General features: G+C 74.8%; 8 protein-coding genes. 7 read left to right on the top strand and 1 reads right to left on the bottom strand.

What is annotated here, in order from left to right:
• From HGCM_RS01030 to mfd, 4 genes are all read left to right on the top strand, one after another.
• A partial coding sequence (locus tag HGCM_RS01030; protein WP_019135042.1) for an acyltransferase family protein occupies nucleotides 1-1,080 on the top strand: 1,080 nt, incomplete at its 5' end.
• Between the two features lie 166 nt (nucleotides 1,081-1,246).
• Nucleotides 1,247-2,410 (top strand): glycosyltransferase, encoded by a 1,164-nt coding sequence (locus HGCM_RS16290; RefSeq protein ID WP_019135041.1) that lies wholly within the window; start codon nucleotides 1,247-1,249, stop codon nucleotides 2,408-2,410.
• Between the two features lie 153 nt (nucleotides 2,411-2,563).
• Complete coding sequence (locus HGCM_RS01020; protein ID WP_019135040.1) at nucleotides 2,564-3,013, top strand: FAD synthase family protein; 450 nt, start codon at nucleotides 2,564-2,566, stop codon at nucleotides 3,011-3,013.
• A gap of 169 nt (nucleotides 3,014-3,182) precedes the next feature.
• Nucleotides 3,183-6,851 (top strand): transcription-repair coupling factor, encoded by a 3,669-nt coding sequence (gene mfd, locus HGCM_RS01015; protein WP_019135039.1) that lies wholly within the window; start codon nucleotides 3,183-3,185, stop codon nucleotides 6,849-6,851.
• A gap of 75 nt (nucleotides 6,852-6,926) precedes the next feature.
• Here mfd and HGCM_RS01010 read toward each other — a convergent pair whose 3' ends face one another.
• Nucleotides 6,927-8,765, bottom strand: a complete 1,839-nt coding sequence (locus HGCM_RS01010; protein WP_019135038.1) for a phosphoenolpyruvate carboxykinase (GTP) — start codon at nucleotides 8,763-8,765, stop codon at nucleotides 6,927-6,929.
• A 139-nt stretch (nucleotides 8,766-8,904) separates the two neighbouring features.
• Between HGCM_RS01010 and HGCM_RS01005 the strand changes: the two genes are divergently transcribed.
• The 3 genes from HGCM_RS01005 to HGCM_RS00995 form a co-directional block, all read left to right on the top strand.
• Nucleotides 8,905-10,434: a helix-turn-helix domain-containing protein gene (locus HGCM_RS01005; RefSeq protein ID WP_019135037.1), complete on the top strand. Its 1,530-nt coding sequence runs from the start codon at nucleotides 8,905-8,907 to the stop codon at nucleotides 10,432-10,434.
• Nucleotides 10,435-10,523: 89 nt separating this feature from the next.
• Complete coding sequence (locus tag HGCM_RS01000) at nucleotides 10,524-11,120, top strand: SurA N-terminal domain-containing protein (protein ID WP_147572552.1); 597 nt, start codon at nucleotides 10,524-10,526, stop codon at nucleotides 11,118-11,120.
• 28 nt (nucleotides 11,121-11,148) lie between these two features.
• Nucleotides 11,149-11,775 (top strand): nucleoside triphosphate pyrophosphohydrolase (locus HGCM_RS00995; protein ID WP_256998707.1); only part of this gene is annotated, 627 nt, incomplete at its 3' end.

Raw genomic sequence — 11,775 nt, 5'->3', positions numbered from 1 at the left:
CGCACGGCCGCCGCGGTGCCGGACCGCCCGGCGGCGGGCCGGCTGGCCTGGGTCGACGCGACGCGCGGCTACTGCGTCGCAGCCGTGGTCCTGTTCCACACGGTCCTCTGGTACGTCGGCGGGCTGGAGGCCCCGCTGCACCCGACGGCCGGGTCGGTGTGGGGCGCCGTCAACACGGTGCTCGGCAGCGTCCGCATGCCGATGCTGCTGGCCGTCTCCGGGCTCGTGCTGTCGCGCCAGGTGCGCGAGGGGCTGCACCGCTCGACCACCGTCTTCCGGGGCGTGAACAACTACTACCTCTACGTCGTGTGGCTGCTGGTCTACGCGGCGTTCTACGCCGTGCTGCAGCAGCCGTACCTGCGTCACCGCGTGGACGGGTGGGAGGTGCTCGTCCAGCTCGTCGTGCCCGGCACGACCCTGTGGTACCTCTACGCCCTGGCGCTCTACGTGCCGCTCCTCGCGCTGGCGCGGCGCCTGCCGCCGTGGCTCGTCCTCGCCGCGCTCGTGGCGCTGTCCACCTGGGCGCACGCCGCGCGCGCGCCGGGCCAGATGTGGGTGAAGATCCCCGAGCTGTTCGTGTTCTTCGCGGTCGGCGTGTACGGCGCGAGCGCGATCCGCCGGCTGGCCGGACGAGCCGGCTGGCTGACCCTCGGCGCGACGGCCCTCGTCGCGGTCGGCGTCACGGCGCTCGGGCGGTTCGCCGGCTCCGAGCTCGCCGACGCCGCGCTGTTCGTGGCCCGGGGGGTCGCGTTCATGGCGTTCACGGTGACCGTCGTGGCGCTCGCGGTCCGCTGGTCGCCCGTCCGCCTGCTGGGCGTGGCGCTCGGCCGGCGCACCCTCGTCGTCTACGTCATGCACCCGCTGCTCATCGCCCTGCTGACGATCTGGACGCACGAGGCCGGCGGCGCGCTGGTCGAGCGCGTCGTCGCCTCCGGAGCCGCGGCGATGGTGCTGCCGCTCGTCGTCACGGCGGCGGTGGTGGCGACGAGCGTGGGGGTGCAGGCGGTCGCCGAGCGCGCGGGGCTCTCGTTCCTCTTCGAGATGCCGCGCGCCTGGCGCCGGCGCTTCGGCCGGGCGTGAGGCGTTCGGGTGACCGGGCCGCGGAACTCGGGTGAAAAGGGACATTCGGTACTGACCCGCGGCGGTCCGGCCGCCTAGGCTTCCTGCACACCCGCGGTGCCGTCGAGCACCCGCGCGGCGCGTGCCCGACGCAGACCCGTCCGACGGACCGACCCCAGGGGGCCCCGTGAGCGACCGACCGACCCCGTCGGGCTCGTCGACCCCGGTCGACCTCACGGTCGTCGTCCCGACCTACAACGAGTCGGGCAACGTGGCGGAGCTCGTGCGGCTCCTCGGCGAGGCGCTCGAGGGCCGCTCCGCCGAGGTCCTGTTCGTCGACGACTCCCACGACGACACGCCCGAGCAGATCGAGCGGGTCGCGCGGACGTCGGCGCTGCCGGTCCGGATGATCCACCGCGACGAGCCGGTCGGTGGCCTGTCGGGCGCCGTCCAGGCCGGGCTCGCGGCGAGCTCGGCGGCGTGGTGCGTCGTCATGGACGGCGACCTGCAGCACCCGCCGGAGCTGGTCCCCGTGCTGCGCGACACGGCCGAGCGGGAGGGCGTCGACGTCGTCGTCGCCTCCCGGTACACGGGCGACGGCAGCTCGCAGGGCCTGGCCAACGCCACCCGCCGCGCGGTCTCGTCGGTGTCGACGACCCTGACCCGGGCGATGTTCCCCGTGCGCCTCGCGGACTGCTCCGACCCGATGACGGGGTTCTTCGTGGTCCGTCGGGAGGCCGTCGACCTGGCGAACCTGCACCCGCGGGGGTTCAAGATCCTGCTCGAGATCCTGGCGCGGCACCGGCTGCGCGTCGCCGAGATCCCGTTCGTGTTCGGCGAGCGGCTGGCCGGGGAGTCGAAGGCGTCGTTCTCCAACGGGCTGCACTTCCTGCTGCAGCTCGCGGCGCTGCGGTTCGGCCGCATGTCGCGGTTCGCGATCATCGGCGGCTTCGGCGCCGTGGTGAACGTGGCGCTGGTGTGGCTCATGACGCACCTCGGCGCCCAGTACCTCGCGGCTGCGGTGGTCGCGGCCGAGGCGACGATCGTCATGAACTTCCTGCTGCAGGAGCGGTTCGTCTTCCACGACCTGCGGCACGAGGGCCGCTCGACGTTCAGCCGGTTCTGGCGCTCGTTCCTGTTCAACAACGTCGAGACGGCGCTGCGGCTGCCGGTCGTGACCGTGCTGGTCTCGACGATGCACGTCGCCGCCTGGCTCGCGACCGCGGCCACGCTGCTCGTCGCGTTCCTCGCCCGGTTCGCGTTCCACGCCCGGGTCGTCTACCGCCCGCGCTCGCACCGCGCCGCGACGGTCGCCACGCCGGCCGTCGCGGCCGAGCTCGACGAGGTCTGAGGGCCCGACCGCCGGGTCCCGGCTCCGCGCTCCGACCGCCTTTCACCCCGACGAGGCATGTCCCGGTTGCCCGATTCCGCCTAGTCTGTCCGTGGGCGCTGGCAGGGTCGCCGCCCCGCGATCCACCCGTCCGTCGGTCGTCCAGGAGGTCCCGTGCCGCTCCGCATCGGTTACGCGCCCGGCGCGTACGACCTGTTCCACGTCGGCCACCTCAACATCCTGCGCAACGCCCGCGCGAACTGCGACTACCTCATCGCCGGCGTCGTCTCCGACGAGATGCTGGAGCTGGCCCGTGGGCGCCGTCCCGTCGTCCCGCTCGCCGAGCGGATGGAGATCGTGTCCCACATCTCGTTCGTCGACCGGGTCCACGCCGAGACGGTGCCGGACAAGCTGGACACGTGGGCCGAGGTCGGCTTCAACGTGTTCTTCAAGGGTGACGACTGGCGTGGGACGCCCAAGGGCGTCGAGCTCGAGCGGCGCTTCGCCGAGGTGGGCGTCGAGGTCGTGTACTTCCCGTACACGATCCAGACCTCCAGCACGCAGCTGCGCACCGCGCTGGCCGCGCTCGACGGCCGCGACGACGAGGCGCGCGCCACCGCCTGAGCCGCCTGCACCCGTCGGCGGGCGAGCCGTGCCCGTGCCGGCCGGACCACGAGCCGCTGTCGGAGGGCGCGCCTAGACTGGCTGCCCTCACCCGGCGTCGTCCCGACGTCGGGCGTTTGCCGTGCGCACGCCTGCCCCGCGTGCGCGACCGGACGCACGCGAAGGACCCATGGACCTCACCGGAGTCATCCCCGCCCTCCTGGCCGACCCCGCCGCGGCGGCCGTGCTCGAGCACGTCCGCGCGCGCGGCGAGCTCGACGTCGTCGGCCCCGCCGGCGTGCGCGCGCCGCTGCTCGCCGCGGCGGCCGGAGCCGGCGGCGCCGCCCGGCACACGCGCCCGCTCGTCGTCGTCACGGCCACCGGGCGCGACGCCGACGAGCTCGCGGACGCGCTGCGGTGCTACCTGCCGGACGACGACGTCGCCGTGCTGCCGTCGTGGGAGACGCTGCCGCACGAGCGGCTGAGCCCGCGCAGCGACACGGTCGCGCGGCGGCTCGCGGTGTTCCGCCGGCTCGCCCACCCCGCCGACGAGCCGGGGCTGACGGGGCCGATCCGGGTGCTGGTGACGCCCGTGCGCGCGATGCTCCAGCCGGTCGTGGCGGGCCTGGGCGAGCTCGAGCCGGTCGAGATCCGGGTGGGCGACCGGGTGGACCTGACGGACCTGGGGGAGCGGCTCGTCGCGGCCGCCTACCAGCGCGTCGACATGGTCGAGCGGCGCGGGGAGTTCGCGGTGCGCGGCGGCATCGTCGACGTGTTCCCGCCGACCGAGTCGCACCCCCTGCGCGTCGAGCTGTGGGGCGAGGACGTCGAGGAGATCCGCTGGTTCTCGGTCGCCGACCAGCGCAGCCTGGAGATCGCCGACCACGGCGTCTGGGCGCCGCCGTGCCGCGAGATCCTCCTGACGGACGCCGTGCGCGCCCGGGCGCGCGAGCTCGTGCCGCAGCTGCCCGGCGCGGTCGACATGCTCGACAAGCTCGCCGAGGGGATCGCCGTCGAGGGCATGGAGTCCCTGGCCCCCGTGCTCGTCGACGAGATGGTCCCGGTGCTGGACCTCGTGCCCGACGCGTCGCTGCTCGTGCTCGTCGACCCCGAGCGCGTGCGCCGGCGCGCGCACGACCTCGTCGCGACGACGCAGGAGTTCCTCGAGGCCGCGTGGACGAGCGCCGCCGCGGGGGCGGCCACGCCGCTGGACCTGTCGGCGGCGTCGTTCGCGACCTTCGCGGACGTGCGGGCGCTCGCCGCGGTGCGCGGGCTCGGCTGGTGGACGATGTCGCCGTTCACGCTCGACGTGGACGCGGCCGCGGGCGACGACACGGGGGTCGGCTCGCCCGCCGTGCACGAGGACGCCACGACGCTCGTCGTCGGGGCCCGGGACGTCGAGCGGTACCGCGGCGAGGTCGCCCGAGCGGTCGCCGACGTGCGCACGCTGCAGCAGGCCGGCTGGCGGCTCGTCCTGACGACCGAGGGCCCGGGGCCGGCGCAGCGCATGGTCGAGCAGCTCCGGGCGGCGGACGTGCCCGCGCGGCTGGTGACGAGCGTGGACGACGAGCCCGAGGGCGGCGTCGTCCTGGTGGTGCCCGCGCAGGTGGGCCCCGGGTTCGTCGCCGAGCCGCTGCGCCTCGCGGTGTTCTCCGAGTCCGACCTCACCGGGCGGGCCGGGTCGAGCACGCGGGACATGCGGCGGATGCCGAGCCGGCGTCGCAACGTCGTCGACCCGCTGCAGCTGCGCCCCGGCGACTTCGTCGTGCACGAGCAGCACGGCGTGGGGCGGTTCGTCGAGCTCGTCCAGCGGACGGTCGGCGCCGGGGCGAACGCCGCGACGCGCGAGTACCTGGTGATCGAGTACGCGTCGTCGAAGCGCGGCCAGCCGGGCGACCGCCTGTACGTGCCGTCCGACCAGCTCGACCAGGTGACGAAGTACGTGGGCGGCGAGGCGCCGACGCTCAACAAGATGGGCGGCGGCGACTGGGCGAAGACGAAGGGCCGCGCGCGCAAGGCCGTCAAGGAGATCGCCGCCGAGCTCATCCGCCTCTACAGCGCGCGGATGGCGACGCCGGGCCACGCGTTCGGCGCCGACACCCCGTGGCAGCGGGAGCTCGAGGACGCGTTCGCCTACGTCGAGACGCCGGACCAGCTCGCGACGATCGACGAGGTCAAGGCCGACATGGAGAAGACGGTCCCGATGGACCGGCTGGTGTGCGGCGACGTCGGCTACGGCAAGACGGAGATCGCGGTGCGCGCGGCCTTCAAGGCGGTGCAGGACGGCAAGCAGGTCGCGGTGCTCGTCCCGACGACGCTGCTCGTGCAGCAGCACTTCGACACCTTCAGCGAGCGCTACTCCGCGTTCCCGGTGACGGTCCGCGCGCTCTCGCGGTTCCAGACCGAGAAGGAGAGCAAGGAGACGCTCGACGGCCTGGCGGACGGCTCGGTCGACGTCGTCATCGGCACCCACCGGCTGCTGTCCGGGTCGGTGCGGTTCAAGGACCTCGGCCTCGTCGTCATCGACGAGGAGCAGCGCTTCGGCGTCGAGCACAAGGAGACGCTCAAGGCGCTGCGGACGAACGTGGACGTGCTCGCCATGAGCGCGACGCCCATCCCGCGCACGCTGGAGATGGCGGTCACGGGCATCCGCGAGATGTCGACGCTCGCGACCCCGCCCGAGGAGCGGCACCCCGTGCTCACGTTCGTCGGCCCGTACGAGGAGAAGCAGATCGCCGCCGCGATCCGCCGCGAGCTCCTGCGCGAGGGCCAGGTGTTCTACGTGCACAACAAGGTGGACTCGATCGAGCGCACGGCGTCCCGGCTCAACGAGCTGGTCCCCGAGGCCCGCATCGCGGTCGCCCACGGGAAGATGAACGAGCACCAGCTCGAGCGCGTCATCGTCGACTTCTGGGAGAAGCGGTTCGACGTCCTCGTCTGCACGACGATCGTCGAGACCGGTCTGGACATCTCCAACGCCAACACCCTCATCCTGGAGCGGGCCGACCGCCTGGGCCTGTCGCAGCTGCACCAGCTGCGCGGCCGCGTGGGCCGTGGCCGCGAGCGCGCGTACGCGTACTTCCTGTACCCGCCGGAGGTCCCCCTGACGGAGACCGCGCACGACCGGCTGCAGACGATCGCGGCGCACACCGACCTCGGTGCCGGCATGGCCGTCGCGATGAAGGACCTCGAGATCCGCGGCGCCGGCAACCTGCTCGGCGGCGAGCAGTCGGGGCACATCGAGGGCGTCGGCTTCGACCTCTACGTGCGCATGGTCGGCGAGGCCGTGGCGGCGTTCCGCGGCGACCAGCCCGAGGAGCTGCCCGACGTCACCATCGAGCTGCCCGTCGACGCGCACATCCCGCACGACTACATCGCGCACGAGCGGCTGCGGCTCGAGGCCTACCGCAAGATCGCGACGGCCGCCGACGCGGCGGCGCTCGGCGAGGTGCGGGCGGAGCTCCTCGACCGGTACGGCCCGGTGCCCGCGGCCGTCGACAACCTGTTCGAGGTCGCCGAGTTCCGCCAGCACGTGCGGTCCTCCGGGCTGTCGGACATCACCGCCCAGGGCAAGTTCGTGCGGTTCGCCCCGGTCGAGCTGCCGGACTCGGCGCAGCTGCGGCTCAAGCGGCTGTACCCCGGGTCGGTCCTCAAGCCGGCGCTGCGGACGGTGCTCGTCCCGTTCCCGACGACGGCCCGCATCGGCGGCAAGCCGCTGCACGGCCGCGACCTGCTCCTGTGGGCGCGGACGTTCGTCGACGCGGTGGTGCGCGGCGACGTCTCGGCCGCGGCGCAGGCGGGGACGGCCTCGGGAGCCGGGGCCGCGGCAGCCGCGACGCGCGGGTCGCAGCGACGTTGACGGCGGCCGGGCCGTGGACCTCGTCGTCCACGGCCCGGCCGCGGCCGGTGGGACCGCCCTCCGGCGGGACGCGGGTCAGCGGGTGAGCCGCTCCCGCAGCAGCGCCAGCTGGTGCCGCAGCGCGTCCGGCAGCCGGTCGCCGAACTGCGCGAAGAAGTCCTCGGTCAGCTCGGCCTCGGCCAGCCACGCCTCGGGGTCGACCTCGAACAGCGCCGCGAGGTCGGCGTCCGGCAGGTCGAGCCCGTCCACGTCGAGGGCCCCCGCGGCGGGCACCAGGCCGACCGGGGTCGGCCGCGCGGCGCCCGGGCCCCCCGAGCGCGCGGCCTCGACCTGACCGACGAGCCACGCCAGCACCCGGGAGTTCTCGCCGAACCCGGGCCACAGGAAGCGGCCGTCCGCGTCCTTGCGGAACCAGTTGACCTGGAAGACGAGCGGCCGCCCCTCCGGCGCCAGGCCGTCGCCGACGCGCAGCCAGTGCGCCCAGTGGTCGGCCATGTTGTAGCCGCAGAACGGGAGCATCGCGAACGGGTCCCGGCGCAGCTCCCCGACCGTCCCCTCGGCGGCGGCGGTCTGCTCCGAGGCGACCGTCGCGCCCATGAACACGCCGTGCTCCCAGCCGTAGGACTGCGCGACGAGCGGGACGTTCGTCGCGCGACGACCGCCGAACACGACGGCGTCGACGGGCACGCCCGCCGGGTCCTCCCAGCCGTCCGCGATCGACGGGCACTGCGCGGCGGCGACGGTGAACCGCGAGTTCGGGTGCGCGGCCGGGCGGCCGCACCCGGGGGTCCAGTCCCGCCCCGTCCAGTCGACGAGGTGCTCGGGCGTCTCGGGCGTCAGGCCCTCCCACCACACGTCGCCGTCGTCGGTGAGCGCGACGTTGGTGAAGACGACGTCGCGCTCGAGCATGCGCACGGCGGTCGGGTTCGTCGTGACGCCGGTGCCGGGGGCGACGCCGAAGAACCCGGCCTCCGGGTTGATCGCGTGCAGCCGGCCGTCGGGGCCCGGGCGCAGCCACGCGATGTCGTCGCCGAGCGTCTCGACGGTCCAGCCGGGCAGCGTGGGCTGCAGCATGGCGAAGTTCGTCTTCCCGCACGCGGACGGGAACGCGGCGGCCACGTGGTAGCGCCGGCCCTCGGGCGAGGTGACCCGGACGAGCAGCATGTGCTCCGCCAGCCAGCCCTCGTCGCGACCGATGGCCGACGCGATCCGCAGCGCGAAGCACTTCTTGCCCAGCAGGGCGTTGCCGCCGTACCCCGAGCCGAACGACCAGATCTCGCGGGTCTCGGGGAAGTGGGCGATGTACTTGCGCGGGTTGCACGGCCACGGGACGTCGGCCTCGCCGTCCTCCCGAGGAGCGCCCACGGAGTGCGCGGCCGGCACCCAGTCGGCGCCGGCGTCGATGACGTCGAGCACCCGCGGGGAGACGCGCGTCATGACCGTCATGCTGAGCACCACGTACGGGGAGTCGGTGACCTGCACGCCCTGGTGCGACAGCGGTCCGCCGACGGGCCCCATCGAGAACGGGACGACGTACATCGTCCGGCCGCGCATGGCGCCCGCGAAGACCCCCGCGAGCTCGGCGCGCATGACCCGCGGCTCCCGCCAGTTGTTCGTCGGGCCCGCGTCCTCCTCGTCCTCGGAGCAGATGAACGTGCGCGACTCGACGCGCGCGACGTCGTCGGGGTCGGACCGTGCGAGGAAGCTGTTCGGGCGCCTCTCCGGGTCGAGCGGGAGCAGCGTGCCGGCGGCGACCATCTCCGCCACGAGGCGCTCGCGCTCCGCGGCCGAGCCGTCGCACCACACGACCCGGTCCGGCTCCGCGAGGTCGGCGACCTGCGCGACCCACGTGCGGACGTCGGGCCGGGTGTCGTGCAGGTCGGGCAGCGCGGGCGCGGTGGTCGCGGCGGTCATCACGGGGCTCCTGTCGGTGGTGCGTCGGCTGTGCTCTCGGCACCGCCGACCGGCTCCTCTCGATCCTGTGTCAAGGACTAACGCTCCGCCGGGCCGTGCGGGTGTCAAGATTCGCGGTTCTTGACGTACCGTGAGGCTCGTGCCGTCCTTCCGCCAGGAGCCCACCGCCCCGCCCGCCTCCCGGCCCGGTGCCCAGCCCGGCGAGGACAGGCCCGACGCGTCCGCCGCCGGCCCCGACGCGCTGACGCTCGGCCGCCAGGTCCGCCACCTGCGCACGAGCCGGGGCCTGACGCTGGAGCAGCTCGGCCGGGCGGTCGGCGTCACGCCGAGCCTGCTGTCGCTCGTGGAGAACGGTCGCCGCGAGCCGCGCCTGTCGCTGCTGCGGGACGTCGCGACGGCGCTGGGCGTCCCGCTCAACGACCTGCTCGACCCGGAGCCGCCCTCGCGACGGGCGGCGCTGGAGATCGCGCTGGACCGCGCGCAGCGCACGGGGTCGTTCGCGCGCCTCGGGCTGCCGACGGTGCGCGCGAGCCGCTCGGTGCCGACGCCCGTGCTGGAGCAGCTGGTCGGCCTGCACGACGAGCTCGCGCGCCGCGAGCTGGAGGCGATCGCGACGCCCGAGGAGGCGCGCCGGGTCAACACGCTCCTGCGGGTCGAGCGCCAGGAGCGCGACAACTACCTGCCCGAGCTGGAGGACCTCGCGGAGCGGATGGCGCGCGCGGCGGGCTACACGTCCGGGCCGCTCACGCACCGCGCCGTCTCCCGCATGGCCGAGCAGCTCGGGCTCGAGATCCGGCACGTCGACGACCTGCCGCACTCGACGCGCACCGTCACCGACCTCGAGCACGGCCGGATCTACCTGCCGCCGGCCTCGACCCCCGGCGGGCACGGGCTGCGCTCGCTCGCCCTGCAGGCGATCGCCCACCGCGTGCTGCGCCACGAGCGCCCGCGGTCCTACGAGGAGTTCCTGCGCCAGCGCGTCGAGATCACCTACTTCGCGTCGGGCTGCCTCATGCCCCGGTCCGCCGCCGTCGAGTTCCTCGAGCAGCGCAAGAGGTCCAAGGAGCTCGCGATCGAGGACTTCCGGGACGCCTTCGGGGTCACCCACGAGGCCGCGGCCCAGCGCTTCACGAGCCTGGCGACCCGGCACCTCGACATCCCGCTGCACTTCCTGCGGGTCGGCGACGACGGCTCGATCTTCCGGGGCTACGCGAACGACGGGCTCCCGCTGCCGTCCGACGTCACCGGCGCGATCGAGGGTCAGCAGGTGTGCCGCCGGTGGGGCGCGCGGGAGGCGCTCTCGCGCCGGGACCACGCGACCGAGTCGTACCAGTACACCGACACGCCCGCCGGCACGTTCTGGTGCTCGACGCAGGTGGCCGTCGCCGCGTCGGGCAAGTTCTCGCTCTCGGTGGGCGTCCCGTTCGCGGCGGCGAAGTGGTTCCGCGGCCGGGACACGACGGTGCGGCGCGTCTCGACCTGCCCGGACGAGTCGTGCTGCCGCCGCCCGCCCGCGGACGCGCAGGCCCGCTGGGCGGACGCGTCGTGGCCCAGCGCGCGCATCCACCAGCAGGTGTTCTCCGCGCTCCCCACGGGCGCGTTCCCCGGCGTCGACGCCACCGAGGTGTACGCGTTCCTCGACCGCCACGCGACGAGCCCCGACGACTGACGGCCCGCACGCGGCGGGGGTGGTCGGGCGGCCGCGGCGCGCGGGCCTACGATGTCGGCGACCAGGCGACGATGCAGGAGGTTCCCGTGGTGCGGTGGCGTGCAGGCAGGCGGACGTGGCTGGGTGGCGTGGTCGCCGCCGGGGTGCTCGCCGGCGGGCTGGCCGGGTGCTCGGGCGCGCCGGGCGTCGCCGCCACCGTGGACGGCCGCACCATCACCACGGCGCAGGTCGGCGCCGCCTACGAGCAGCTGCACCCGTACCTGCCGGCCGCGGCCAGCAGCGACATCCTCGCGGCGATGATCCAGGAGCCGGTCTACTCGCGGCTCGCGGACGAGGCCGGCGTGGGCGTCTCGGACGACGCCGCGGTGTCGCTGCTCGACCAGGTGGTGCAGCAGGCGGCGCAGGCGAACGGCACCGAGGCGGCGCCCGCGCCCGACTGGAACGACTCGTCGGTGCTCGTCGGACGCTACGTCGTCGCCCTCAACAACCTCGGCGCGGCCGACGACCCGCAGGCCGCCGCCGCGGCCACGGCCGCCATGCAGTCCGCCGACGTCGAGGTGAACCCGCGCTTCGGCTCCTTCGACCCGAACGGGATGCTCGTCGCGCCCACCACGCCGGCGTGGATCACGAAGCCGGGTGCGGCCGGCGGTGCGACGCCGCAGCCCACGGAGGAGCCGACGCCGTGACCCCGCGCCGGCGCGCACCCGGGGCGGCGTGACGGCCGCCGGGGTGCCCGGCCGCGACGGCGCGCCGGTGCCGCCTGCGCCCGGCGCCGCGCTGCTCGAGCTCGTCGCCGTCATGGACCGGCTGCGGTCCCCGGGCGGCTGCCCCTGGGACGCCCGGCAGACCCATGCCTCCCTGGTGCCGTACGCGCTGGAGGAGGCGTACGAGCTGGCCGAGGCGATCGAGGCCGACGACCGCGCCGGCGTGCGGGAGGAGCTGGGCGACCTGCTGCTGCAGGTGGTCTTCCACGCGCGGGTCGCGCAGGAGGACGGCGACGACCCGTTCGACGTCGACGACGTGGCCCGCGACCTCGTCGCGAAGCTCGTCCGCCGCCACCCGCACGTGTTCGCCGACGCCCGCGCCGCGGACGACGACGAAGGGCTGCACGTCCAGTGGGACGCCCTCAAGAAGCAGGAGAAGCAGCGGGCCTCGGCGCTGGACGGGGTCCCGCTGGCGCTCGGCGCGCTGGCGCGCGCACAGAAGCTCGCCGGCCGCGCCGAGCGGGCGGGGCTCGAGCTGCCGGCGCCCGCGGGCGACACGCTCGGGGATCGGCTGCTCGCGCTCGTCCTGGAGGCCCGCCGCGCCGGCGTGGACGCGGAGGGCGAGCTGCGCCGCACG

Source organism: Cellulomonas massiliensis JC225, from assembly GCF_000312005.1.
Taxonomy (GTDB): Bacteria; Actinomycetota; Actinomycetes; order Actinomycetales; family Cellulomonadaceae; genus Cellulomonas; species Cellulomonas massiliensis.
Note: the sequence above shows the minus strand (reverse complement) of the source record. Positions and strands in the feature narration are given on the sequence as shown.